This window comes from Caballeronia sp. ATUFL_M2_KS44 (genome assembly GCF_023630965.1).
Taxonomy (GTDB): Bacteria; Pseudomonadota; Gammaproteobacteria; order Burkholderiales; family Burkholderiaceae; genus Caballeronia; species Caballeronia concitans.
Genome location: NZ_JALQEA010000028.1, coordinates 314,681 through 339,722, shown reverse-complemented (window position 1 = coordinate 339,722; position 25,042 = coordinate 314,681). Strand labels below are relative to the sequence as shown.

Genomic DNA, 25,042 nt, shown 5'->3' with positions numbered 1-25,042 from the left:
TGGTATCGCAGCCGAGCGACGTGATGAACAGCGGTTGTTGCCTTAATAGTATGAGACCGTACACGACTGGCGTCCGCGTCGATTTGCCCCTTCCCGCATGTTCTTGAGCAGAGCACTGAAGCAGGCCGCCCCGCATACAATCGATTAATGCACAGGGAGGCGGGCTATGGCCGGGTACGATGAAGACTTTTCGAAGTGGGCGTTACGTCAGGCGAAACTGCTGCGCGAAAAGCGGTTCCACGAGCTTGACCTGGAGAACCTGATCGAAGAGGTCGAAAGCCTTTCGCGCCAGATCGAAGACGAAGTCGAGCGACATCTGGAGCCGCTGTTAGCGGCCATGATCAGGTGGAACTCCTTCGAAGGATTGCGCTGCATGAACTGGCAGGAGAAGATAGGCGAGCACCGCAGATGGATCGAAACCGCCCTCGATGACAACCCGAACGTCGATGTCCCTGAGCTGATCGAACATCTGTGGGGAGCCGCGGTCCTCGAAGTCCACAAGGCGATGGGTCTTAACTTCGACCTGATGCCCAAGACCTGTCCGTGGACCGTGCAGCAGGTGCTGTCGATCAAAGGCTATTATCTACCAGACGAAAAAGGATGGAGGGAGCTGCCCCCATGAACGAAGAAGGCCACCCCAAAAGCAGGGACGTCCAAATCGCAGACGAAGGCATCTCGGCATACCTCCAACGCATCCGCGTCAATTTCCCGACCTTCCGCGCTTTTGGGAGCGGCGACGGGGCCGTCGACGCCACGGAGCGAAATTACAAGATGGAGCTGGTGCAGCTCTTCCAAACGGAGCTTGCGCATCGTTTGGGAAAGCTGTCGGCGGAAGCCTCCGAGCGACGTCAGATCGGCGCGCAAATCGCCGCATTTTTCACGCGACGCCTGAGCGATGGTTCCGCGCAAAACCTCGTCAATTGGCGATATTGGACCGCTCTGACGCGTCTCAAGGGCGACGGGCAAAGCGATTTCGCCGTGGCGGTCGCGGCTCTTCTCTATGGCCCCGGCTCCATCGAGGCGCGCATAGACGCCTTCGTGCCGACGCTTCGCGAGTTGCTTGCCGAGGGCGGTGACGATCTCGAATCGTGGCCCGCCAAATCGCGCATCTTGCCCACCTTCTTGCTGATGCTGTCGGACCCGCAGCGGCACTGCATTGTCAAGAGCGAAGAATTCAAGCGAGCTATGGAGGCCTTGGCGAACGAGAAGCAGCCGCCCCAGCCCCTCAACGGGGAGGACTATCGGTGGCTGCTCGACTTTTTATCTGCTCTGCGCGCTTCGCTCGCCGACCGCGGACTCCGGCCTCGTGACATGGTCGACGTACAAACCTTCATTTGGGTCGGAGACCGAGACTACACGCCCGATGATCTTGACAAAGCGACCAGCGGCAACAGGGCCAAAGCGCCGGCTGAGATCGCGGCCAGCGTCTTAGTCGCGGATCTTGCGGAGATCGAACGGGACGTGCCGGATATCACGGAGCGTGAGCAGTTGGCTAAAGCGCGGGTGGGGCAAGGGCGCTTTCGCGCGAGTGTCGCCGCTAAGTGGGCGCGCGGGGAGGTCTGCGCGCTTACCGGCATCGCCATTCCCGAGATGCTTGTCGCGTCGCACATCAAGGCCTGGCGCGACTCGGAGAACCACGAGCGGCTGGACCCGATGAACGGGTTGCTGCTCGCGGCCCATGCGGACCGGTTGTTTGATCGCCATCTCATGAGCTTTAAGAAGACAAACGGCGAGTATGTTTGCGTCGTTCATCCGCAGCTGCGGCTGGAGGCCAAACGCGCGGGCATCGCCGACGGCGCGAGACTTTCCGTGGCGCAACTAGGATTGTCGGACGAGCGGCGGTTTGAAAAATACATGAGCGAACACCTGTCCAAACATCTCGAGCTTGTTGAGAAGCAAAAACCTAGGGCGTAGCGATGGTTCGGCGCCACAACGACGTGCAATCGCAGTCCCAGTCGTCGAGGCGTTCGCGGACGCTAACGATGACCGAGCGTGCTGCCGGGGTGCTGGTCGCGGGACGCGAAAATGGACATTGCAGGCGGCGAGCCACTAACCGAGGCGCTGCGTCGCTACACGATGGCAACGTCGAAGCTGCACGGGGACGACACACGGATCCCGGTGCTCGCGCCGGGAAACAAGAGTCGAAGACCGGATGACTCTTGGTGTACGTGCGCGACGACAGCGGTTAGGGTTCGAAGGAGCCGGCCGCGGTGTGGTTCTACCGCTGGCCTTGCGCTCCACTGACGGTCGTCGGTGGATGTGCTCGCCGTTTTGGCCGACGTGCCGCTCGCGTCAGGGACGGCGGACGGCAAGCGCTCCGCCTATCGCACTCCGCCGGTGGCGTTCGCGAGCGGCCTGTGCAGTCTGCCTAAGCAGCGGACGCCAAGAGCACTGTGCGACAAAGGGTCAAGGGAGGCTATGCCTCGGGACCGGCCGTTGCCTTAGCCCGAGTCTCAACCGCGGCTCACAGGTCGGTCTCGGTCGACTGGTTTTCAACTTTGCGCTGCAAACACGGGGGCACCTGCTGCGCTAGTGCGCTGATGTAGCCCGAGCGACAGAAACGGAGAACCGAAGCAGATACTGCGCGCTAGCCGACTGCGTTGTTCTCGACCGCCAAGTCCTCGAGATCCGACGACACCTTGCCGAAGCAAACCATCGCGACGTCGAGCGGGTTATCCCGCACGCACCGCAATGCGCGTCGCACGGCGCCAATGATCCATTCGCGTTCGTTTCCGAAGGCACCGCCGCCGACGGTCGTCAGAAACACCTTCGAGTTGCCGGTTCGTCGGTGATTGAGCACGGCGGCCAGCAGCGCCGATTCATAGCTGGCTTCCAGCACCAGCGACGCGAACGGCGCCCAGTCCACACTCTTCGCGGAGTTGTACGCGACCGGCAAGGCGGAGCACAAGGCTTGGGTAACGCGTTGCCCGGATGGTGTGCCATCCGCAGTGACCTCAGTGTCACTATGCAGACCGATTCGCAGCTGCTTGCGCAGCGCATCCCGGCCGTGCTCGTCGAGGCCTCGAATGTGCTGCCCGATTGCCTGCACGGTGCGCGTGTCCAGTAGCGCATAGCCGTTCTGCATACGGATGCCGGGGAAACCGAGCGCTCGGTCGAGATCTTGCAGGGCATTGATCTGGCTTTCGCGCGTGTGTCCCCGTCGGCCTCCGACGGACACCAGATAGTTGCGGAACACCGTCGCGGGCGCGCACGCCATCGCGCAGGCGGGACCTTGCGTGAAGTCGTTCCGATAACGCGTGATGCCGTCCTCCGGCGCGACGCTCGGACCGACCATTTCGAGCAGATTGAACTGACTGGCGACCTGAATCAGCGCCCCGTTGGCTTCGGGCCATGTATGGAGCGCATAAGCATCGGCGATGACGGTGCGCAGCGTCAGCCGTGTTCCGTCCGGCCGCGGAAGCTTCGCAACTTGCGCGCGCAATTCGTCCAGGCGCGGGACGCTCAACGATCCGACATGAAAATTTCTTGGCGGATCGCTATCGGTCAGCAACTGCTCCGATTCGACGCGGAAGCGCTTTTGCGTTTCCGCATAAGTCGATTCATTGAAACCGAAGACTTGCTCGAACCACGTCATCTCTATTGTCTCTTTGATGTCTGAAGGGGCGTCCGTCGCTGCGCAAGCTTGCCTCGAAGGCGCCGAAATTTCGTGACTTTTCTATAGCGGAGTTCGCGCGCCTTTTCATCGCACAGCACGCGACACTCCCAGCCATGATGCGGCGTCCGCGCGGGCTGGCACAACGAAACCGGCTTGCTGGTCAGCTCGCAAGTCGCGCGAGCACGTCGGCGCATCGCCTCGATGCAGGCGTTGGTCCAGCCCGTGGCAAAGGCGAGTTCGATGCGGGGATCGCCCGCGTTGCCTATGACTTCGACCGCTTCGAGGCGGAAAACGGCGTGTGCCTGGGCGTACCTGGTCAATTTCGACGACAGTTTGCGGGGCAGGGCAAACCTTATCCGGGCTGGATGGCAGCGGGTCGACAGTCGCCTCTTCTGGGAAATCCGCGAGGCCCCCAGTTTGGGGACACCTCCATCGTAGTCATCCCCCGAGCGCGCTATGCAGTCCCGCGTAAACAAAACTCAAGGCCTCGGCTGCGTGGCGTGCGGATCGAGCGCCATCGACGTCACGGGCTCGGGCAGCGGTGACCGCGAGCGTGCGCACGGTCTCCCAATCGGCTCGCTGCCGCGTAAGCGGCGGGGCGTCCCGACCTTCCCCGCGATCTTCCGGCGACGACAGCAACGCATCCAGTTCCCTCTCGAGAGCGTGTCGCAATCGATCATCGCTCATGAGTGCATCAGCGGCCGCATGCGCACGCGCGGCAATAGAACAAAAATCCAGTTCCATCGAAATCTCGCTGGCTTCGACGCCTTCGAGTGTGATGGTCTTCTTCACGTGTCGTCCTTCGCGCGGGAGCGCCGGTTGATTGTGATCGACACCGCCGGAAGGGTTCTGGCGGGAGTATCAAGTCGCCAAGCTCGTCGCTCGAGATCGTGCAGGATTTTTAGGCTCTCGAGAGCGAGCTTTGCCTGTTTCGTGGATTCGACGTCACGAGACTTCATCGCCCCGTAGAGAAGACTGCGAGCCGCAGCATGCTCCTGACCGTGCCGGATTTCCACTCCAGCGCGGCGATCGACGGCAGACGCCTCGGCAGCGGCCCGAGCTTGCTCGACCGGGACGCCGCCGGTCACCGTCGGCAGGCCAGGCCTAATTTCAACACGATTCGCGTCTACATCTGACTTCCCCCCGAACGGTGCAACAGCCGAATGTGTGAATGCTGAAGCTGCTATCTCGTGGGCGCGGTCGGCGGCAGCGTTTGCAGAGAGACGCTTTTGCCAGCCCTGCTCCTTCGCCTTCCGACCAACAAGAGCCTTCGAAACGCCGAAAGAACCAGCGACTTGTCCGTAGCTGGCCGTCGGCTCCGACTCCCACGCGATGCGGGCGCGTCGCCAATCGTCGGCACTCATTCGTGGAAAGGTCATATGGATGCCATGTGAATCGTGCGTTCGTAGACAATGACATCACGACAGTAGTTAGTAGACGGCCTTTGTAGACGGTGGTCTACATGAAGCTAGAACGCTTCGACCCAGACTTTCCATATTCCGACGAGGATTTCGGTGAATGGAAAGTTGAACGCTGAGAATTAGATTGCTAGGCTTCCGAATTCGTGAGTCAACGGGGCTTTATTAATAGGTCTGTCGATATACGGTCGAGGGAGGCAACATGTCAAAGAAGCGCCATGCAGCACTTATGGCTTCTATGTGCGAGCGTCGAAGTCCCGACAAGCTACAGCAAGATCACCGACTCACCCCTTTCGCCCAAATCAAGGCGAAGGCTGAAGAACTATCGCGTCGTCGGTTGCTTGAGGGTCAGGAAGGAAGCCTTTTAGAGATTGTCGAGAGGTTAAGCAGGTCCGAGTGGTACGAATACCAGTTGACGCTCGGAAGTGCAACCTTGCAAATCGCCAGTAAAGAAGGGGAGACGCGCATCATTGGTGACGTTGATCCTAATGTTCTTCGAGAAGTTCTGGAGACGCATCTGGAGCGGCTTGTCGGGGGGTCCGCTGAGACCCGTCCTCGATGAAGAAGCAACGCTGATCACACGGTATCACCCCCTTTTGCAGACTCGTGCGGCGCTTCTCGCCCTTGGCATCCACGTGTTCAACCGCCTTAAAACAAGGCGGTCGATCGTGCCGTCCGCGATCAGCGAATTGAGCGTCTTTAGCACGTTGTCATGCCGCCGACCAAACTCGCGCGGTCACTAGACTGTCGACCACCGGCACGGGTCACGCATGCGCAGACGGCCGCCGTCCGCCCCGAGATTAACCGCAATATTAAAGATCATAGTCACTGCGCACCTCATGGAACAGCTGACTACCGCGCACTGCAGTCTCAAGACGGCGAGCGGAGTTGCGTTCGAGCTGACGCGCACGTTCGTATGCTGTATATGCTTTCTTCGTGACTCTGCGGAATGCCGGAGCAGCGGTATCGACGCGCTCGAGGCCGTAGCGCGCCTTGAAACGCTCACAAGCCTCCGCGTAGTCATGGCGGGCGGTGCGCCGTGCTGGGCCGCGCGACTGGCGACGTCCTCGGACGTCCAACGGGTTTGGGTGGTCATTCCGCACCTCCGGCGACCAGCCGCTCAACGTCCGAGCGGCGCCAGAATACGCGTCCCCCCACCTTCACCGGTTTGATGGGGCCGCGTCCACCGGCACTCCAACCGCGGATCGTTGCGTATGCGAGGCGGAGCGCTCCCGCGACCTCCGTCGGCTTCATCAATGGGTGACTTCCGGAACTCATGAGCGACTCCTGCAACCCGAGCGGGACTGTTTAACCTTCTTAAGCGTCGCGTCACGACTCCGGGCCGCACAGACCATCGCAACCAACATTTTTCGCCTGCCGCGGCCATAATCGGAAGTCCAACGACTGGCCTAGGGAGTTAAGACGTGGAGCAAAACGATAAGCCCGTGCACATCACAGAGTGGGACGGCCTATCACCGCTTCCCAAAGGCGCGACAGATGTGCACCTGCTGGAAGACGCAGACGCACTGCCCACTTGGGACATCTGCGTGCCCGCCCACAAGGCCACTGTGTCGGCGAAAAGGACTGAGCGCATGGCACCGAAGTGCAGATAAAAAAAGAATCCCCGACCGGTGCTTTGGTCGGGGCTAGGCGCTGCGGTTTTGGACGACCCAAAGGTCATGAGCAGATTGAAGTCACGACCGCGAGTGGCACGTCCGCTCGTTAGACGGACACGTTCCTCCCACGGAGTGCATGTCCGCCGCTACGCGGAGCTGCGCGCCCTCGCGCCGAAACCAGCCGATTTTTTTTCACGCGGCGCACCGAAGTCAGTACCCTCGGCCGCGTCATAGAATGCCGTTCGCTCGCCAACGTAAATCGCGGGCACCACGCCGATCGAGCCATTACGCTGCTTTGCAACGTTGATCTCGACGACGCCCTTGTCGATCGAGTCCGGGTGATAGTACTCGTCGCGATACAGTAGCACCACAATGTCCGCATCTTGCTCGATCTCCCCGGAGTCGCGCAGGTCCGACATCAGCGGACGCTTATTCGGACGCTCTTCGACCCTCCGCGAAAGCTGCGCAAGCACGACGACAGGGACATCTAGCTCTTTCGCCAGCGCCTTCAGCCCGCGGCTGTTCGCACCGACAGATTGTGTCCGGTTATCGCCTTCGGACTCGGCCATCAGTTGCAGATAGTCGACCACGATGACGCCTAGCTTCCCGTGCTCCCGCTTCGCCTCGCGCGCAGCGCTTCGAATCTCGGCGATCGACAGCGCAGGACGGTCATCGATGATGATTTTGTCGTCCATAAGATCGGTGACACCCTTTGTGAGAAGCGCAAAGTCGGCGTCTGCCATCTTGCTGCCATTTTTCAGTCGGTTGATCGCAATGCCCGACGCACGCGACAGCGCTCGTAGCGTCAACTGTTCGCCCGGCATCTCCTGGGAGAAGATAAGCGCAGGCGCAGCCGCGGAACTTGAGGCATCTGCAATGCCCAGCGCGGCGGCTGTTTTGCCCATGCCGGGACGACCGGCGACGATGACGACTTCCCCAGCGCGCATGCCACCGTCGAGCTTTGCGTCCAGCGCACGCAGGCCGGTCGACGCCAGCATCGTGTGCGCGTCGCTGCCGCCGTATTCGGCGTCGATACGCTCAACGATCTCAGTCAGCCAGCCGCTCAGGAACCGCCGACCCTTGGGAGCCTTCGGCAGCAGCGCTTCCAGCGACACAATTGCGCCCTCAACGATCTTACGCGGCTCCATACCCTGCGGATTGCGGGCCTTCGCGACCAGATCGAGAGCGAAGCTGACGATGTTGCGCTGCGTCCAGCGGTCGACGACCATCTGTGCGTAGCGCTTCGCGTTAGCGCCCCCTGGAGCGCTCTGTGCCAGATCGTTGAGGTAAGGAAGCGAATCAACGTCGGCATGGCCCGCGTCCTTCATCGCGGACCACACCAGCATCGTATCCGGTACGTCGCCCTTAGCGGCCAGTCTTCGAACTGCAGCAAAGATGCGACGGTGCCTTTGCAGCTGGAAGTGCTCTTCACGCAAAAAATCGACTTTGTCGATGGCGCGTGAATCGACAAGCAAAGCACCCAAAATCCACTGCTCGGCTTCGGTAGTAACGTCTGCCACAGGAGCTTCCAGAATGCTGTTCATGCTGCCTCTCCGCGGTGGTATCGGTTCTCGAGAGCTCGAGTGAAGCCCCTTTCGCTGATCAGAAAATCGAAATCCGCTTTCCAGTTTTCGTGGCCGGGACGCGGTGGCGTCTGGTTCGTTAGGAACGGCGACTCGTTGCAGATCTCGAAGTACGAACGCCACGCAGCCAAGCCGTCGGCTTTTGTCGCGTAGCCGAAGGGCTCACACGCCATGGCCGCAGCTTCGCGCCAACGAGTCTCCGCAACGCGTCGGCGCGCCTTGCTCAGCACGCGCACCTCAGGGTTCCGGGGCATGCACAAGTGGTACAGCTCTACGATCTGCTCTGTCGGACACGGAGGCAACTTGGTCACCCTTGCTGCACCTGTGGACTCCGTAAGCGCGAACGGACGTGCGCCGTCAGCATGTGCAGCAACCGAATCATTGCTCGCAGCCGACAGCACTGCCGGGTCGCCGTTGCCGCAAGGCGACGGCGACGGCGACGTTGTGGTTGTGGTTTTCTCTTGTTCCTGTTCCTGTTCCTGTTCCTGTTCCTGTTCCTGTTCCTGTTCCTGATTCCCTATAGTCTTCGTGGAAGGCTTCGTGGAGGCTTTTCCGAATTCCTTATCAAAAGCCTCCGCGAAAGCCCGTCCGATCCCGTACACAGCGGCTCGCAGTGAGTCGAGGGCCTCGCGCTTCAGGTCACATTCAGGGAGCAGGCCCCAGTATTTGGTCCACGACGTCACGACGTTCGGGGACGCCGGAGGATTGCAACGAATGGCATTAGGGACCCATACGAGCTTAGCCCTCCAGTCGGCTTTGACCATGCCTTGTTGAAAGGCCTCCGCGAAGGCTTTATCAAAGGCTTCCTGATCCCAGTCGAGGTCTTCCGCCATCGCCGCACGGCCCGCGCGAAACAGCCCGGGAATCGGTCCCGTGTGAGGACCGGTCAGCAGGTAGAGCCACAGCCCCTGGCCGCACGCCGGGATTGGCGACAGTCCACGGAACTTGTCGTCAGCCCACATGCGGACCTCGATGCGACGAAACAGGTGCTTTTCGACTTTGAGTGGCATCAGCGAAGCTCCGAGCCGCGGCGGTCGTGGAACACGGCAGCGCGATCGGCGTGAGCGTCCGGCAGAATGCTCAGCATCATGCCGAGACAGCCGACAGGACCAAACGATTTGGATTCGGCATCACCGGTTGCTGCAACTTCCGCAAACCAGTGGGCGCTCTGCCAACGGTCTGCGATCGAGGGAGCGGCGGGCGAGGCCGCTACGGAAGGTCCAAAATCCTTTGTGGATTCAATAATTTGCATTGCTAATCATCCGTTCAAGAACGAGTAGCAGCGATCCGCAAAACTCGCGTTGCGCGAGATAAACCGAGCGGTTAGAATGCGCCTCAGTGGCTGGATCTTCGTGTGCTAGACGTCGATCCTGCGAATCACCACTACGTCGTACACAGTTTTGAAAGACCCACCGCACTAGGTGGGTTTTTTTTCGTCATCAAAAACCCGCCGAGTGCGCTATTGAGTTGGTACCAACGCCGCAATCGTAACTCTGCAGGTACTGGCTCGGAACACCCGAAAATTGCGTCCAGCAAGGTGCGGCCACCGATTCGAAGCCTTTTCAACGGGAAATGCGATCAAGCAATTTTCTCTATGTAACTTCAATATACGGTAGAAAAAATTTATCCATCAAGTCCAAATTAGTCGTTGTCAGGCGTTATCAGCCTGTCCGCAGAAGAAGTTTCAAGCGCCGAAATTTGGTCCGCCAAGTCTCAGAACGCAGACGGCGATTGCATATTGGCATAGCCGCGCGCATTTGCAAGTCACTCAGTTACAGGAGTGCGGTAGCCGGACGGGTCGCGCAACCAGGCGTGAATTTGCTGATTGTCCCAGGCCACGCAGCGCGCGGAGCCAAGCTGTACGCGTTTTGGGAAACGGCCGGCCTTCTCGCGCAAGCGAACGGACTCGTGACTGAGCGGAACGATTTGCTTCAGCACGTCCCAGCGCGTGAAACCCACGGGTGGGATTTGTGGCGGCTCTTTACGCTCCGCGAGCGCAGGGTCGACATGATCGGCGCGAATTGGAGAAACGCGTTTCGGCGCAGATTGCTTTATTGCAGCCATTTGTGGAACCTCGCGGTTGTGTGAACTGGCGGCAGAGTAGCGTGCCAAATGCAGCCGAAATAGATGCAGTTAACTGCGCTAACTGAGCCCGACGTGCAGACAAATAATGCGCAGCCCCCATTTGGCATGGCCAAGAGTGGGCGCAGGGAACTCCCTATTTTCGCTTGCGTGGCCCGCTCGGCAAATCCCTGGGACGGAGGATCGAGGCCATTATCTCGGCCTTACGTTCCGGAAGTTCGCGCTCAGCCATAAGCCACGCGATCACTTGTTCATTTGTCGGCGCCGTTGCAGGATCAGAGGGGTCGTATAACGTCCAGAATCTCTCGGCAGCAGCTGCCAGTGCGCGAAGGTCGGCCGTTTCGTGATTACCCCAAGGCCAGACACCCGGACTTAGCGTGTCAGCTACCTCAGGCTTCGTGGACGCGACCTTCCGATGGCCTATCGGATGGCGGAGCAAATTGTCGACAAACGGAAAAATCTTGTCCCTATTGAACCCTAGGCATTGCTCAGGACGAGGCCGGCCCATCTTTAGGTCCGTGATGAAGAGCGGCCATCGATGTGATTTCGCCGCACCTTGAATCACCTCGACTGCCCGCCGTTCATCTTCGACGCTCGCATCGTGAATGCCGTACACAGGGTGACGGGACTGCAACTTCGGAGCGCCCACGACACTGCCGCTTAGTACACGATACAGTAGCGCGGCCGCCGTTTGATGTGTCGCGCCATTCTGCTCCGCGATTTGCTCCACGAGCGATCTAAGGCTTACGAAATCGGCGTCCAATTCCCCGAGAACATCGTCAATACGACCCATTGCAGAAACTTTCAAGCCCATGCGAGAAGTGAGGCAGCACACGAAGGCGTGCCATAGTACAAATTCCGTTGAATACCGCTCTATTCACCGGCTTTGAGCTGCTCGAGATAGTCCGCCCATGCCTGCATCATCTTGACCCTGTCATCAATGAACTTGGTACGGTTGTAAGCCTTGCCGAGCGGATCCGGCACATTGTGCGCGAGCTGGTGCTCGATCACCTCGCCCGGGAAACGCAGTTGCTCGTGCAGGATCGTCCGGGCCATTGCCCGGAAGCCATGGCCCGTAATTTCCGTCTTCGTGTCGAACCCCATTCGCCGCAACGCCGCGTTCACGGCAGCCCCACTCATCGGCTTCTTGACATCCCGCCCCGGGAAGACGTACGTGCGTTGACCAGTAAGTGCGTGTAGCTCGCGGAGAATCGCAACGGCCTGCCGGGCGAGCGGCACCAAATGCTCAGTCTTGGTCTTCGAGACCGTGTAGCGCCACTGCCCCTTGTCGAGGTCAAACTGTGACCACTCGGCGGCACGCAGCTCTCCCGGCCGGACAAACAGGAGCGGTGCCAGCCGCAACGCGCACTGCACGACGAATGTGCCCTGGAATGCGTCAAGAGCGCGCAGCAGGCCGGCCACCTCGGACGGATCGGTAACGGATGGGAAATGTGTGTGACGCGCCGGCGGCAGTGCACCGCGAAGGTCCGCCGCAACGTCGCGATCAGCTCGGCCAGTAGCAATGGCGTAGCGGAAAATCTGGCCGCAGTTTTGGTGAACGCGATGCGCGGTATCAAGCGCCCCGCGGGCCTCGACCCGGCGCAGCACTGCCAGCACATCTGGCGCATTGATCTCGGCGATGGCCCGAGCACCGAGCCACGGAAACACGTCCTTCTCGAGGCGCCCCAAGATCTTTTCGGCATGGGACTCTGCCCATCCCGGCTCGTACTTCGCAAACCACTCCCGAGCGACAACCTCAAAGCTGTTGGTTGCGCGCTGCGCCGCCCCCGCCCGTTGCACCTTGCGATCGATACCAGGATCAACGCCGTTGGCCAGCAGTTTGCGAGCGGCATCGCGGCGTTCACGAGCCTCCTTCAGACCAACATCCGGATAGACGCCCATCGACAGGCTTTTCTCTTTACCCGCGAACCGGTACTTAAGCCGCCACCACTTACCCCCAGCAGGGGTAACAAGCAAAAAGAGCCCGCGTTCGTCGAACAGCTTCTGCTGCTTTTCAGTGGGCTTGGCGTTGCGCACCTTCAGATCTGTAAGCGCCATGTCTAGTGTCGAATGACGGCGCGCGTCGCGTCGAGAAAGACACGACGTCCAGCAGTTTGCGCGCCGGTAAGATTTATGCATCGGGATCAACGCCTGCAGCAAGCATCTCGCGCGCTTTGTCGCGTCGCTCACGGGCCTCGCTAACGCTCACACCGGAAACATTCCCGGCGAGAGGCGCTTCCCCACCCGCCACTTGGCACTTGAGCCGCCAGTACTTTCCCCCGACCGGCTGGACCTCCAGCATCAGGCCCAGGCTGTCGTACAGCCGCCAGTTCTTCGAGCGCGGCTCCGCTATGCGTATAGCCGCATCCGCCAAAGGAGTCCTGGCAGTCTTAGCCATTTTGGGGTAACCGATCCGGGAGGCTTAGGAGCGACCCCCAGCGTTACCCCAAACTGGGGGTTGCAGCCACTGGGAGAACCTAGTGGTAGTGTGCAATAAAAAACCCCGCGGGGCCAAGCCCGGCGGGGTTTTCTGGTGAAACGTTGTGAACGCTTGAAATCTTGTTGGTGGAGAGGAGGAGGATCGAACTCCCGACCTTCGCATTGCGAACGCGACGCTCTCCCAGCTGAGCTACCCCCCCAACGAACAGAAATTCTACCACAGCACCTCCGACGAAAAGCAAGCCCAAGGAGCGTCCAACCGACGCGCTATTTCTGCGGCGCTCCCGCCAGCACCCACGCGACGACAGTCTTGATATCGCCATCGTTCATCGCCGGGTGCGAGGGCATCGGGATCGATCCCCACACGCCCGCGCCGCCATCCTTCACCTTCTTCGCGAGCTTCGCGGGCGCCTGCGCATCGCCCTTGTACTTCGCGGCGACCTGCTGGAACGAAGGCCCGACCAGCTTGCGATCCACCGCATGACAGCCCATGCACGCATTGGCGCGCGCGATGGCGATCGCATTCGCCGTCGATACTGGCTGATCCGCCGCGACCGCCGACATCGACACGAACACGCACGACACCGCCGCCACCAGCGCGGCGACAACCCTTGCTTCAGACATCATCGACATTTATCACTTACCCGAAGTGGAACCGCCCGGATGCACGTCCGAGTTCTTGACCGGCGCAGGCGACTGCTGATCCAGCGGCCGCGACGTCACCGATGAATCCGGCACCGCGCCGACCGTCGCGTCCGTTGCGGGCGCACTCGCGGCAGGCGCGCTCGCGCCCGATGCCGCCGCCGCTTCCAGCGCCTTCGCCTCGTCCGGCTTGATGTACTGGAAGACCTTCACGACCTGCTCGACGCCCGGCACGCGCGCCGCGACATCCGCGCCATGAGCGCCTTCATCCTGCGTCACAAGGCCCATCAAATAAACGATGCTGCGCTCGCAGACCACCTTGTAGTAGTTCGCGGACAGATCCTTCTCGCCGACCATCGCGGTCTTCACGCGGCCTTCGAGATACGAATCGTTGGCGCGCGACGAATACGAGCTCGCCGGCTGCACCGCCAGTTCGTTCACGATGCTGCCCACGTTGTTGATCTCGCGCACGACGGCTTCGGCGCGCTGCTTCGATGCATCGTCGGGCACTTCGCCCGTCAGCAGCACGCGCCGGTTGAACACGGTCACGTTGACATGCGCCTGATCGGACACGTTGTCCTTGATGCGCGAAAGCGCCTTCACCTGAATCTCGCGGTCTTCGGTCTGCGCGCCGAGCGTGCGGCGATCGGTGGCGATCAGCGTGCCGCCCGCAGCCGCGCCGACCACGGCGAGCGCACAGCCCTGCAATGTCAGCGCGACGCCGGACAACAGGCTCACCATCAGCGTGGCGTTCGCCAGCGCCGCCTTGACGCGTGTCTTCTTCATCAAATCCGTTCCCCTTATTGAAGTTCAGTCTTCGCCCAGCAGCATCGCGTCGATGCCGTCGCACAGGCAATGGATGGTCAGCAGATGGATTTCCTGGATGCGCGCGGTCCGCTCGGACGGCACGCAAATATGGATGTCGGTATCGACGAGCACTTCGGACATCACGCCGCCGCCGTTGCCGGTCAGCGCGATCACGATCATCTCGCGCTCGTGCGCTTCCTGAACCGCCGCGAGCACGTTGACCGAATTGCCCGATGTGCTGATGGCGAGCAGCACGTCGCCCGCCTGGCCCAGCGCGCGCACCTGGTTCGAGAAGATCTGCTCGAACGCATAGTCGTTGCCGATGGCCGTCAGTATCGATGAATCCGTGGTCAGCGCGATGGCCGGCAAGCCCGGACGCTCGCGCTCGAATCGGCCGATCAAGAGCGCCGCGAAGCGTTGCGCTTCAGCGGCCGATCCGCCGTTGCCGCAGACGAGAATCTTCGAGCCGTTGGCGAGCACGCTGAAGAGCGTGTCGACGGCGGCCGCGATCGGGACCGCGAGCGAATCGAGTGCTTCGAGTTGGAGCGCGGCGCTGTCGCGGAATTGCTGTTGAATGCGTTCGACTGACATCGACTCTCGGTTATCGGCCGCGACGATGCGGCGTTCGTTGCATGTGATGGCAGCGCGAGGCGCGCGTCCCGTGTTGAGTCTGCGCAGTTTACCGCATGCATCATGCGCTTAACCGTGCGCTCAGGACTCGTCGGCGCGAAACGCATCCGGAATCCAGCGGATGCGGCCCGCATCGAAGGCGATCACATCGAAACGGCACGCCGGCAACGCGCCGCGCCATGTCGTCAGATAGTGCTGCGCGGCCCGCACGATCCGCCCGCGCTTCGCCGCACCGACGCTCGCCGCCGCGTCCGCGAAACGGCGGCTCGCGCGCGCACGCACTTCGACGAACACGAGCGCGCCGCGTTCGTCGGTCATCACGAGATCGATCTCGCCGCCACGGCACCGCACGTTGCGCGCGACGAGGCGCATGCGTTGCCGCTGCAGATAATCGAGCGCGCGCGCTTCGAAGGCATCGCCGAGCGTTTTGGACATGAGCATCTCGCTAAAGTTGTCGACCGTGCGCGTGGCAAAATATCGTCCTTTCCCTGCACGCCCGCGCACATGCTTCAGATCTCCGAATTGGCCGACGGGCAGCACTATCCGACGGGCGCGCTCTACGTGGTCGCGACGCCCATCGGCAATGCCGCCGACATCACCGTGCGCGCGCTGCATGTGCTCGCGCTGGCGGATCGCATCGCCGCCGAAGACACGCGCAACACCGCGCAACTGCTCGCGCGCTACGGCATCTCGAAGCCGTCCATCGCCGTGCACGAACACAACGAACGCAGCGCCGCCGAGCGCGTGATCGAGCATTTGCGCAACGGCGAGCGGATCGCGTGCGTGTCGGATGCCGGCACGCCCGGCATCTCGGATCCGGGCGCGCGTCTCGTCGATGCCGTGCGTGAAGCCGGCCTGCCGGTCGTGCCGCTGCCGGGCGCGAGCGCCGTCATCACCGCGTTGAGCGCGGCGGGCGCGTGGGTGAGCGGATTCACGTTCGTCGGCTTTCTGCCGGCCAAAGCGAAGCAGCGCGCGTCGCAGCTTCGCACGCTGGCTAAGCATCCGACGGCGCTCGTGTTCTACGAAGCGCCGCATCGCATTGTCGAAACAACGCGCGCGCTACTCGATGCGCTCGGCGGCGACCGGCAACTGCTCATCGCACGCGAGTTGACGAAGTTACACGAGAGCATTCATCGCTGCACCCTGGCCGAAGGGCCAACGTGGCTCGAAGGCGATGCGAACCGTCAGCGCGGCGAATTCGTGCTGGTGGTTCAAGGCGCGCCGGAAACGGAGGAAGCGGAAGACGCGCACGACGCGCTGCTTTCCACGCTGCTGGAAGAGTTGTCGGTGAAGAGCGCCGCGCGCATCGCCGCGACGCTGACGGGCGCGTCGCGCAATGCGCTTTACGAGCGCGCGCTGCGGCTCGGCAAGCGGCAGGAAGAAGAGTAGAAAAGCAAAGGGCCGTCGAGAGACGGCCCTTCGTATGTCCAACGCGCGGTGAACGTTCAGTTCACGTTGTCGTCGGCGAGCGATTGCGATTGTTCACGAGCCGCGCGCGCTTCCTGCTGCGTGAGGCCTTCGATCTTCACCTTCTGCGTGCCCACGCCGCGCATGCCGAGCGCCGACGCAGCCGCGTACGACAGATCGATCACGCGATTGCCCACGTAAGGACCGCGATCGTTGATCTTCACGACGACGGTCTTGTGATTCGACTCGTTCGTCACGCGCACCCACGAAGCGAGCGGCAGCGTGCGGTGCGCGGCGGTCATCGCGTTCATGTTGAATTTCTCGCCGCTCGCGGTCTTGCGGCCGTGGAACAGGCGGCCGTACCACGACGCCTTGCCCTTCTGCTCGAAGTTGCCGATATCCGGACCGGTCGTGATCGGTTCGGCGTTCGCGAGCGACTGGCCTTTGTCCGCGTCCTGCGACGGCAGCGAATTCAGCTTCGAGTCGAATGCGAGCGGCGTGTCGGAGCGGGCACTCGGCGTGCTGCTACTGTTTGCCGTCTGATGATAAGACGATGCGGGCGGTACGGAAGCAACGTCGCCCGAACCCGGCGCCGCGCAACCGGCCAGCAACCCAACGGCTAGCAAGCTCGCGATATGTCGAATGAATCGAACATCCATAGACGTGTACCAACGGTAAAAGGGCCACCGCGCTGCGCCGTTGAGCGCGCGAAGGCAGCCATAGGCTTTTCCGTGCAAAGCAGCGCGCCGTTCGATCGTGCGAACGGCGGACTGATGCCCGGATGCGGCGTACGTGTGCCGCAAACGCCCGGTTATCGTTCACGTCTGGCGCAACCTGTCCCCGGCAGCCTGACCAGACCCCACATGCCGCCATCGAACGTGGCATCACGCTCGTGCTCGCCTCGACCACGAGACGACGCAGGAACGGCGGCGTAGGCCCCATCCAGCGTGACGGCGGCTAAGGCCATCGAACGGACGCGCGGCGCCCGGCTGGACAAGACGTGTGCACCTACGAGAAGGTGCTTTGAGTTGCAGTTGCGAGGCTTTTGGCCCCTAACAGCGTACTGATGGTGATTGTAAAAAACGCTCTGGCGTTCCACGATCACCCGTTGACGGCATGGTGAAACCAATGCACAAGTGAAGGCATTATACAAAAAAATCGGGGTCCGGCCGGGCGGACTGCGAGAAACGTCATTGATTCTCGCTATGACCGTAAGAATTGCCGCTTTTTTGAGCGATCCGGCCCACTGCCGCGCGCTCCGTCTTCGCCGGCAGCCGCCGGTACAATGAACGTTTTTACACGCGCGTCCGCACTTAAGACAGACCCATGAAAGTCATCCTTGTTCCCGTGACGCCCTTCCAGCAAAACTGCTCCATCGTCATTTGCGAAGCGACGCAGCGCGCGGCCGTCGTCGATCCGGGCGGCGACATCGAACGGATCATCGCGGAAGTCGAGCGAAACGGCGCGACCGTCGAGAAGATTCTGCTGACGCACGGCCATCTCGATCACTGCGGCGGCGCAAAGGCGCTGGCGGACCATTACGGCGTGTCCATCGAAGGTCCGCACAAGGAAGACGCGTTCTGGATCGATCAGTTGCCCGCGCAGACGCAGCGCTTCGGCTTCTCGAACGCCGAGGCGTTCACGCCCGAGCGCTGGCTCGAGGACGGCGAGACCGTCCGCTTCGGCGACGAAAGCATGGAAGTCTATTTCTGCCCCGGTCATACGCCGGGGCATGTGGTGTTCTTCAGCCGCGCGCATCGGCTGGCTTTCGTGGGCGACGTGTTGTTCGCGGGCTCCATCGGCCGCACCGACTTCCCGCGCGGCAATCATGCGCAGCTCATCGAGTCGATCCGCGAAAAGCTCTGGCCGCTCGGCGACGACGTCACGTTCGTTCCCGGCCACGGTCCTGCATCGACATTCGGCGAAGAGCGACGCACCAATCCGTTCGTGCGCGATGGAGTCGCAGCATGAACGCGATCCCCGAAATCTACGTCAGCACCGACGTCGAAGCCGACGGCCCGATCCCCGGTCCGCATTCGATGCTGAGCTTCGCGTCGGCGGCTTATACGGCGGACAAGCAGCTCGTCAGCACGTTCTCCGCGAATCTCGAAACGCTCGAAGGCGCCGCGCCGCATCCCGTGCAGGCCGCGTGGTGGAAGACGCAGCCCGAAGCGTGGGCCGCGTGCCGTACGGATTTGCAGAAGCCGGAAATCGCGCTCGTGAAGTACGTGGAATGGGTCGAGGCGCTGCCGGGCAAGCCGGTGTTCGTCGCGTATCCGGCGGGCTTCGACTTCACCCATATGTTCTGGTACATGATGCGCTTCGCCGGGCGCTGCCCGTTCTCGTGGTCCGCGCTCGACATCAAGACGCTCGCCTTCGCGATGACCGGCCTGCCATATCGCAAGGCCATCAAGCCGCGTCTGCCCAAGCACTGGTTCGATGAACTGCCGCATACGCACGTCGCGCTGGACGATGCCATCGAGCAAGGCGCGTTGTTCTGCAACATGCTCGCGGAGTTGCGGGCGACGCACGAAGCGGCGGCAAAAGCGGTCGAAAATCCGACGCCGTTGGCAGACGACGCATCCGAAAGGTAAAAACGCGCCGTCGAGCCGGGGAGTTAGGGAAACTACCTCATCGCGCCGCCGTTGCATTGCCTTTCTTTTCTGACGCCTCTACTATGAGAGTCAAATCGCGACCGAACGGAGGCGCAGTTGACTCTCGATACGTTCTCACAAAAAATCCTGCGTCTTCTGCAACTGGACGCGCGGCGTTCCGTTCAGGAAATTTCCGATCAGGTCGGGCTCTCCAGCACGCCATGCTGGCGGCGCATCAAGGACATGGAACAGTCCGGCGTCATCCAGCGCTACACCGCGCTGCTGGACCGCGAAAAGCTCGGCCTGCATGTTTGCGCGCTCGCGCATATCCATCTGACACGGCACACGGAAGGCGGCGTCGAGCAGTTCGAACGCGAGATCGCCACGTGCGCGGAAGTGACCGAGTGCTATAGCACCACGGGCGAATCCGATTACATCCTCAAGATCGTTGCGCCCGACATCAAGGCGTACGACGCTTTCCTGCATGACCGCATCTTCAAGATTCCGGCGGTCGCGCAGGTTCGCACGAGCGTCGTGCTTCGGGAAATCAAGTTCGATACGCAATTGCCACTGTGAAATGGCGCGCGCCGTACTCGCCGTACTAACGGGCCGCGTGCTTTTCCGGCTGAACCGCGGCGTGTTTCATCTTCTGCGCCACGCGAATCTCGCGCGCGCCGAGCGTGCGCCTGAGCGCATCCAGATCGATGCTCGCGAGCCGCGACGCGCTGTCACTTTCCGCGACGTGCGGCAGGACGATCTCCACGTCGAAACCGCGCTTCAGATAATGCAGATTGAGCGCATCGGCGGATAAGCCCTGCTCCGCGAGCGCACGGCGCACGGCTTCCGTGACCGTCGAGCGCAGCGGGTAATTGCCGGGCAGCGGATTGGCGGAATCGCTTTCCGGATCGACGTGAATAAGCGCGTCGATCACCCGCGAATCCGCGAGCATATGCGCCCGCGCGGATTCCGCAATGAAATGGCCTTCGGAAACGGTAATCAGCGGATCGACGAGGATATGGGCGTCGACAATCGCGAGGTCGCCCATTTTGCGCGTGCGCAGTTCATCGACATCCCGCACGCCCGGCGTGCGCAGCAAAATGTCGCGTAAATCGGCTGTGGTCGCTTCGTCCAGTGCGCGATCAGAAAGATCTTGCAACGCGTCCCAGGCGAAGCTCCATCCCATTTTTCCGATCATGAAACCGACGAGCGCGGCGGCAATCGGATCGAGAATGCGAAAACCCGCGAGACTTCCCACGATACCGAGCGCGACGACCAGCGAAGAAGCCGCATCCGACCGCGCATGCCACGCATTCGCGACGAGCATTGCGGAGCGCACGCGTTCGGCGGCTCGCAACATATATCGGAAAAGCGCTTCCTTCGAAACGAGGACGATTATCGCGACGGCCAGCGCGCTCGCGTGCACTGCGGGAATATCCTGAAGATGCATGATGCGCGTTCCCGCGCGCCATAACATTCCCGCGCCCACGGCGATCAACAATCCGCCGAGGAATAAGGACGCGACGGTTTCATACCGGCTGTGACCGTAGTTGTGATCGATATCCGGAACGGCGGCCGCCTTTTTGTTCGCGATCAATACGACAAAATCCGACACGAGGTCCGCCAGCGAGTGAACGCCGTCCGCAATCAAAGCCTGAGAGTGCGCGATTATGCCGACGATCAGCTGCGCGACCATCAAGCCGCTATTTAGCGCGATACTCGTCCACGTCGTGCGGACGGCGACCGCCTGTTTTTCCGCTGCGTCCGCCCCTGAAAGTGACATGTAATTTATCTCGTGTTCTCAACGGCTCATTTTATCAGCGCGGCGTAATACCGGCGCGCCGCCGTCGTCACTGAAGCGCTTATGAATCAATGACCTATGAAGCTCTGGCCGGCGCCTCGGGAGATTCGCATGGGCAAAGAAAAAGCCGCGCAAAGGCGCGGCTTGCGTGCATCTTTAATTCGGCGCTGCGTGCTGCTGATTCGGCGCTGCTTATTTGCCGATCAAGAAGCTGTCGCGGTCCTGGCCCGCAATCCACTTCGGCGGCTTGCCACGGCCCGACCAGGTGCTGCCGCTTTCCGGGTCGCGATATTTCGGCGCAACGCCAGAACGGCCACGCGACGATGCCTTCGCGGATTTGCCGCCACGGCCACCGGCCAATTCCTGAAGCGTGATGCCATAATCGGCCATCTTCTGCTTGATCTCATTAAGCACTTCGGCGTATTCGCGCGACTTCGCTTCTTCGATCTGACGTTCGAGAGACTCGCGCTGCGCGAGCAGTTCCTTGTATGAAGGCATGGCAATTCCTTGGTGGTGTGCTGTTTTGCGAGTCGATGCCCGCTCAATCGGTTATGAGTATAGCCTCGGACTGGACCGCAGATTAACACAAAACCGATTATGGCGGCACGCTCCGTTGTCATTAACTGAATAACGCTATTGGCTCGTAACATTTGCCGACAATGGGCGACTTTTCAAAGTTGTCGCTGTTTGTCGAAATTATGCGAAAACATCGGGTGTGTTCCGATAGCATGAAATGAAAGCACTGCCCGCAGGCCTGCGAAGACTCCCATCCGATGGGAACTTCTTAGCCAAGCTCAATCCCGAACGTGCGCTTTTAGGATTCGATCCACTTATCGCTGCCTCGTTCTCATGCTTGCCGCTCTAAACAATCGATAACCGCCGCTTTCAAAGCGTCCCTTGTGAGCTTGGGGTTATCGAATGTAAAACGATTGCGAGTTCCGTCCGTGATCAAATCGCAGCCATAGCGATCAATCCCCAATAGCTCCACATTTGCGGGACGGCCCGCATAAGCATCGAAAAATCCGCATAGCGACGATTCGTCCGTGGCGCCGAGCGGTTCTAACGGATCGATCTCATCGCCGCCGAGCCAGCCCATCGCGCCGAATCCGCCGATAAACCGCATCCGCTCCGGCTTCATTACCCAGAATGCGAAATCTCCTAATTGCAGATAGCGCTCCGCGTCGGGGTGATACCGCAAATAGCGCCGCGCCAGTTCGGCCTGCTCGTTCTCCGCGGCCGGCGCGAAGGTTCCGAGCAGCGTGAGCCGCTGGCCTTCGAGCACTTGGCCGGCCGCCGCGTGCGCGACGAGAAAGCCGGCGCGCGCATCGGCCTCGAGATTGCGGGTGTGCTCGGCCAAGCGGCTGATGAGCAGCATCGGCGCATGGCGGGCAGTCGGCGCGAAAGGCAGCGCGGTCGGATACGGAAAGCCGGCCGGCTCGCGCGAATGCGTGGCGAGCGTGCCGACGGACATGCGATGAATGAGGTGCAGCGGCGCCTGCGGCGGAATGTTCATGCCGTTAGTCCAGAATGTGCTTCGGAAAATGGTAATGCACCGCCCGCGAGCGTGTCTCCTGGCCGTTCGATAGAATCGTAAGCTTCCGCGCCGGATGGCATGCTGTCCGGTTGACCTGCGTCTCTCCGGCGCACCGCCCGCATCGCGCCACTCTTTTCAACGGTTTCCCCGTGTCCGACTCGACTACCGCCTCCTCCGCCTGCGAGTCCAATCCGACGCTCGCACTGCATCGCAGCCTGCCTCACGCGACCCGCCAGCGCGCCCGCTACGCGACGATGGCCGTCTTCTTCATCGCCGGCATGATGTACGCCTCGTGGGGCGTGCACGTGCCGACCGTGCGCGACAAATTCGCGCTCAGCCCCGGCATGCTGTCGCTCGCGCTCTTCGCCGTCGCGGGCGGCTCCATCTTCGCGATGCTCACCACCGCGTCGTGGATCGCGCGCGCCGGAACGCGCACCGCGTGCATGGCGGGCGGCATCACGATGACCGTGTGCGGCGCGCTGATCCTCGTCGTGCCGAGTTTCTGGCTGCTGCTGATCGTGCTCGCGGTGTTCGGCTGCGGCATGGCGACGCTCGATGTCGCGATGAACGCGGAAGCCAGCGCCGTCGAAGAAGCGCTCGGGCGGCCGATCATGTCGTCGCTGCACGGCATGTTTAGCATCGGCGGGATGGCGGGCGCGGCGATCGGCGGGGCGCTCATCGCGCACGGACTCGCGCCGGCGCTGCATCTGGCGCTGGCGTCGGGGGCGAGCGTCGTCGTGCTGCTCGCGTCGATGCCCTCGGTGCTGCCGCACGTGCCGCATCACGAGGCGCACGCGAAGGCGTCGTCGTCGAACCGCTGGCGCTCGGGCGCGTTGTGGGCGTTGGGCGGCCTCGCGCTCGTCGCGCTGATCGCGGAAGGCGCGATGTACGACTGGGCCACCGTCTATATGCGCGATGTCGTGCTCGCCTCGCACTCGCTTTCCAGCGCCGCGTACGCCGCGTTCTCGGGCGGCATGGCGGCCGGTCGCTTCGGCGGCGACGCGGTGCGCGCGCGCTTCGGCGCGCCGCAACTCGTGTTCGGCAGCGCGGGCCTCGCGTTCATCGGCATGTTGATGGCGCTCGTCTTTCCGAACGCGCTCGTCACCATGACCGGCTTCACGCTGATGGGCCTCGGTCTCGCGAACATGATGCCGGTGCTCTTCGCGGCGGCTGCGCGCGTCGAAGGCGTGACGGCAGCCGAAGGTCTCGCGCAGGTCGCGGGTCTCGCGTATTTCGGCTTGCTGCTCGGGCCGGTGCTGATCGGCGGCGTCGCGCAAGTGAGTTCGCTGCCGGTCGGACTCTGCGTCGTCGCGGCATGCTGCGCGGCGATCACGCTGATCGGTCCGCGCATCCTCAAGCGGCTCAAGATATAAAAAAACGCGCGGACCTTAGAGGTCCGCGCGTTTTTCAGGACGAATGTCCGGCGACGTTACATCTTCACGACGTCGAGCAGCGTCTTCTTGCCCTTCTTGTAGTCGTACAGCGAGATCACGCCGTGCTTCAGGTCGCCCTTCGAGTCGAAGCTCGTCTGGCCGATCACGCCCTTGTAGTCCGTATTCGGCATCGCGGCGAGAATCTTGGCCGGATCGACCGAGTTCGCACGCTTCATCGCGTCGACGATGATGTACACCGCGTCATACGTGAACGGCGCGTAGATCTGGATCGGCTGGCCGAAGCGCTTCTGGAACTTGGCCGCGAATGCCGCGCCGCCTTCCATCTTCTCGAGCGCCATGCCTGCTTCCGAGCACACGACGTTGTCGGTCGCGTCGCCGGCCAGGTCGGCCAGCTTTTCCGTGCAGACGCCGTCGCCTGCCAGCACCTTCGCGCGCAGGCCGAGCTGCTTCGCCTGCTTCGCGAACGGGCCGCCGGTCGCGTCCATGCCGCCGTACATCACGGCGTCGGGATTTTCGCCCTTGATCTTCGTCAGAATCGCGCGGAAGTCCACGGCCTTGTCGTTGGTCGCGTCATGCGAAACGACCTTCAGGCCGAGCGACTTGGCGGTCTTCTCGAACTCGTTCGCGAGACCCTGGCCGTAAGCGGTGGAGTCGTCGACGACGGCGACGGTCTTCACCTTCAGGCTCTTCGCCGCGTAGTTGGCGAGCGCCGGGCCTTGCTGCGCATCGGTCGCGACGACGCGGTACGTCGTCTTGAAGCCTTGCTGCGTGTAGGCCGGGTTCGTTGCCGACGGCGAGATCTGAACGATGCCCGCGTCGCTATAAATCTTCGATGCCGGAATGGACGTGCCGGAGTTCAGGTGACCGACGACCGCGACGACCTTGTCATCGACGAGCTTCTGCGCGACTTGCGTGGCGGTACGCGGGTCGGCTGCATCGTCTTGCGGGTCCAGTTGCAGGGTGATCTTCTCGCCGCCGATGGTGAGACCCTTCGCGTTGATCTCTTCGACTGCGAGCCGCGCGCCGTTTTCGTTGTCCTTGCCCAGGTGAGCGATACCGCCGGTCAGCGGTGCGACGTGACCGATCTTGACGACCTGGTCGGCTGCTGCGGACGTTGCCAACGTAGCGAACAGCACGGCTGCAGCGCTGATCGGCAACACTTTGTGAAGCTTGGTGTTCATGTAAGTCTCCAGTTTCGGTCCAAAACAACGACAACGTAATCGCCCTGTGCCCCGTCTTTCATCACGATCGCTCAGTCCCGTGGACGACCACGCCGGATGCATCGTCATGCACTTGGGAAGTCCTTCCGGCGGCCGTTCGTGGCGCCCGCCATCCGCACTGCGCGCAAGTGTAGGGTTGTCAAATTAATTTAGGGAAGTTTTTTAAGATACTGGTGTGACTACCGATTAACGGCCAGTTGAGAAGCACGCGACTTTGTGGTGGCGATTCGACGCGAACGTACTGTCCATGCGGGTTTCGAGC

The 25,042-nt window shown here is 61.7% G+C and carries 26 protein-coding genes, 1 tRNA gene and 1 pseudogene; 10 read left to right on the top strand and 18 right to left on the bottom strand.

The features are described 5' to 3' along the window. Positions 1-166 precede the first annotated feature (166 nt). From NCR39_RS14215 to NCR39_RS29905, 3 genes and pseudogenes are all read left to right on the top strand, one after another. The gene (locus tag NCR39_RS14215) at positions 167-622 is read left to right on the top strand and encodes a DUF29 domain-containing protein (protein ID WP_250452738.1); all 456 of its coding nucleotides are present in this window, start codon (positions 167-169) and stop codon (positions 620-622) included. After that, positions 619-1,914, top strand: a complete 1,296-nt coding sequence (locus tag NCR39_RS14210; RefSeq protein ID WP_250452737.1) for an HNH endonuclease — start codon at positions 619-621, stop codon at positions 1,912-1,914. The genes NCR39_RS14215 and NCR39_RS14210 overlap by 4 nt, the downstream gene beginning before the upstream one ends. Positions 1,915-2,046: 132 nt before the next feature. Continuing rightward, a pseudogene (locus NCR39_RS29905) lies at positions 2,047-2,186 on the top strand (IS66 family transposase); the annotation flags it as partial. Between the two features lie 401 nt (positions 2,187-2,587). Here NCR39_RS29905 and NCR39_RS14200 read toward each other — a convergent pair. Next, complete coding sequence (locus tag NCR39_RS14200; protein WP_250452736.1) at positions 2,588-3,511, bottom strand: hypothetical protein; 924 nt, start codon at positions 3,509-3,511, stop codon at positions 2,588-2,590. Between the two features lie 543 nt (positions 3,512-4,054). Next, a complete protein-coding gene (locus NCR39_RS14195) occupies positions 4,055-4,408 on the bottom strand; it encodes a hypothetical protein (RefSeq protein ID WP_250452735.1) in 354 nt (117 codons plus the stop codon). A 197-nt stretch (positions 4,409-4,605) separates the two neighbouring features. On the opposite strand from NCR39_RS14195, the gene NCR39_RS14190 reads away from it, so the two are divergent. Together NCR39_RS14190 and NCR39_RS14185 are read left to right on the top strand one after the other, a co-directional pair. Further along, positions 4,606-4,752, top strand: a complete 147-nt coding sequence (locus NCR39_RS14190; RefSeq protein ID WP_250452734.1) for a hypothetical protein — start codon at positions 4,606-4,608, stop codon at positions 4,750-4,752. 484 nt (positions 4,753-5,236) lie between these two features. After that, positions 5,237-5,596, top strand: coding sequence for a hypothetical protein (locus NCR39_RS14185; RefSeq protein ID WP_250452733.1), 360 nt, complete (start codon positions 5,237-5,239; stop codon positions 5,594-5,596). 1,200 nt (positions 5,597-6,796) lie between these two features. Here NCR39_RS14185 and dnaB read toward each other — a convergent pair. The 11 genes from dnaB to NCR39_RS14125 form a co-directional block, all read right to left on the bottom strand. Further along, positions 6,797-8,194 carry a replicative DNA helicase gene (dnaB, locus tag NCR39_RS14175; RefSeq protein ID WP_250452732.1) on the bottom strand — a complete coding sequence of 466 codons (1,398 nt, stop codon included), beginning with the start codon at positions 8,192-8,194 and terminating at the stop codon, positions 6,797-6,799. After that, on the bottom strand, positions 8,191-9,243 hold the full coding sequence (locus NCR39_RS14170) for a hypothetical protein (protein WP_250452731.1): 1,053 nt from the start codon (positions 9,241-9,243) through the stop codon (positions 8,191-8,193). Before NCR39_RS14170 ends, dnaB begins: the two co-directional genes overlap by 4 nt. Next, positions 9,243-9,485 (bottom strand): hypothetical protein, encoded by a 243-nt coding sequence (locus NCR39_RS14165; RefSeq protein WP_250452730.1) that lies wholly within the window; start codon positions 9,483-9,485, stop codon positions 9,243-9,245. The genes NCR39_RS14170 and NCR39_RS14165 overlap by 1 nt, the downstream gene beginning before the upstream one ends. 512 nt (positions 9,486-9,997) lie before the next feature. Continuing rightward, positions 9,998-10,297, bottom strand: a complete 300-nt coding sequence (locus tag NCR39_RS14160; RefSeq protein ID WP_250452729.1) for a helix-turn-helix transcriptional regulator — start codon at positions 10,295-10,297, stop codon at positions 9,998-10,000. Positions 10,298-11,188: 891 nt separating this feature from the next. Next, entirely contained in the window at positions 11,189-12,373 is a 1,185-nt protein-coding gene (locus tag NCR39_RS14155; protein ID WP_250452728.1) for a tyrosine-type recombinase/integrase, read from the bottom strand. Between the two features lie 73 nt (positions 12,374-12,446). Further along, on the bottom strand, positions 12,447-12,713 hold the full coding sequence (locus tag NCR39_RS14150; RefSeq protein WP_250452727.1) for an Arm DNA-binding domain-containing protein: 267 nt from the start codon (positions 12,711-12,713) through the stop codon (positions 12,447-12,449). Positions 12,714-12,878: 165 nt separating this feature from the next. Then, a tRNA-Ala gene (locus NCR39_RS14145) sits at positions 12,879-12,954 on the bottom strand. 67 nt (positions 12,955-13,021) lie between these two features. Beyond that, positions 13,022-13,378 carry a c-type cytochrome gene (locus NCR39_RS14140; RefSeq protein ID WP_502800215.1) on the bottom strand — a complete coding sequence of 119 codons (357 nt, stop codon included), beginning with the start codon at positions 13,376-13,378 and terminating at the stop codon, positions 13,022-13,024. Between the two features lie 12 nt (positions 13,379-13,390). Beyond that, entirely contained in the window at positions 13,391-14,182 is a 792-nt protein-coding gene (locus tag NCR39_RS14135) for a BON domain-containing protein (protein WP_250452726.1), read from the bottom strand. Positions 14,183-14,206: 24 nt separating this feature from the next. Then, on the bottom strand, positions 14,207-14,794 hold the full coding sequence (locus NCR39_RS14130; RefSeq protein ID WP_250452725.1) for a phosphoheptose isomerase: 588 nt from the start codon (positions 14,792-14,794) through the stop codon (positions 14,207-14,209). Positions 14,795-14,914: 120 nt separating this feature from the next. Then, positions 14,915-15,274: a YraN family protein gene (locus NCR39_RS14125; RefSeq protein WP_250452724.1), complete on the bottom strand. Its 360-nt coding sequence runs from the start codon at positions 15,272-15,274 to the stop codon at positions 14,915-14,917. Between the two features lie 63 nt (positions 15,275-15,337). On the opposite strand from NCR39_RS14125, the gene rsmI reads away from it, so the two are divergent. Then, positions 15,338-16,222 carry a 16S rRNA (cytidine(1402)-2'-O)-methyltransferase gene (rsmI, locus tag NCR39_RS14120; protein WP_250452723.1) on the top strand — a complete coding sequence of 295 codons (885 nt, stop codon included), beginning with the start codon at positions 15,338-15,340 and terminating at the stop codon, positions 16,220-16,222. 56 nt (positions 16,223-16,278) lie between these two features. Here the strand turns inward: rsmI and NCR39_RS14115 are convergent, their stop codons facing one another. Next, positions 16,279-16,899, bottom strand: a complete 621-nt coding sequence (locus NCR39_RS14115) for a septal ring lytic transglycosylase RlpA family protein (protein WP_250452722.1) — start codon at positions 16,897-16,899, stop codon at positions 16,279-16,281. A gap of 667 nt (positions 16,900-17,566) precedes the next feature. Here NCR39_RS14115 and NCR39_RS14110 point away from each other — a divergent pair. The 3 genes from NCR39_RS14110 to NCR39_RS14100 all read left to right on the top strand — a co-directional run bounded on the left by NCR39_RS14110 (position 17,567) and on the right by NCR39_RS14100 (position 19,410). Continuing rightward, positions 17,567-18,211 carry an MBL fold metallo-hydrolase gene (locus NCR39_RS14110; protein WP_250452721.1) on the top strand — a complete coding sequence of 215 codons (645 nt, stop codon included), beginning with the start codon at positions 17,567-17,569 and terminating at the stop codon, positions 18,209-18,211. After that, a complete protein-coding gene (locus NCR39_RS14105) occupies positions 18,208-18,834 on the top strand; it encodes a 3'-5' exonuclease family protein (RefSeq protein ID WP_250452720.1) in 627 nt (208 codons plus the stop codon). Before NCR39_RS14110 ends, NCR39_RS14105 begins: the two co-directional genes overlap by 4 nt. A 117-nt stretch (positions 18,835-18,951) precedes the next feature. After that, entirely contained in the window at positions 18,952-19,410 is a 459-nt protein-coding gene (locus tag NCR39_RS14100) for an Lrp/AsnC family transcriptional regulator (protein WP_040052757.1), read from the top strand. Positions 19,411-19,435: 25 nt separating this feature from the next. Here NCR39_RS14100 and NCR39_RS14095 read toward each other — a convergent pair whose 3' ends face one another. From NCR39_RS14095 to NCR39_RS14085, 3 genes are all read right to left on the bottom strand, one after another. Then, a complete protein-coding gene (locus NCR39_RS14095; protein WP_250452719.1) occupies positions 19,436-20,614 on the bottom strand; it encodes a cation diffusion facilitator family transporter in 1,179 nt (392 codons plus the stop codon). Positions 20,615-20,824: 210 nt separating this feature from the next. Next, complete coding sequence (locus tag NCR39_RS14090) at positions 20,825-21,130, bottom strand: H-NS histone family protein (RefSeq protein ID WP_040052759.1); 306 nt, start codon at positions 21,128-21,130, stop codon at positions 20,825-20,827. 349 nt (positions 21,131-21,479) lie between these two features. Beyond that, positions 21,480-22,145 carry a HugZ family pyridoxamine 5'-phosphate oxidase gene (locus NCR39_RS14085; protein WP_250452718.1) on the bottom strand — a complete coding sequence of 222 codons (666 nt, stop codon included), beginning with the start codon at positions 22,143-22,145 and terminating at the stop codon, positions 21,480-21,482. A 170-nt stretch (positions 22,146-22,315) separates the two neighbouring features. Between NCR39_RS14085 and NCR39_RS14080 the strand changes: the two genes are divergently transcribed. Further along, entirely contained in the window at positions 22,316-23,539 is a 1,224-nt protein-coding gene (locus tag NCR39_RS14080; RefSeq protein WP_250452717.1) for an MFS transporter, read from the top strand. A 56-nt stretch (positions 23,540-23,595) separates the two neighbouring features. Here the strand turns inward: NCR39_RS14080 and NCR39_RS14075 are convergent, their stop codons facing one another. Then, entirely contained in the window at positions 23,596-24,741 is a 1,146-nt protein-coding gene (locus tag NCR39_RS14075) for a branched-chain amino acid ABC transporter substrate-binding protein (protein WP_250452716.1), read from the bottom strand. Positions 24,742-25,042: the final 301 nt, after the last annotated feature.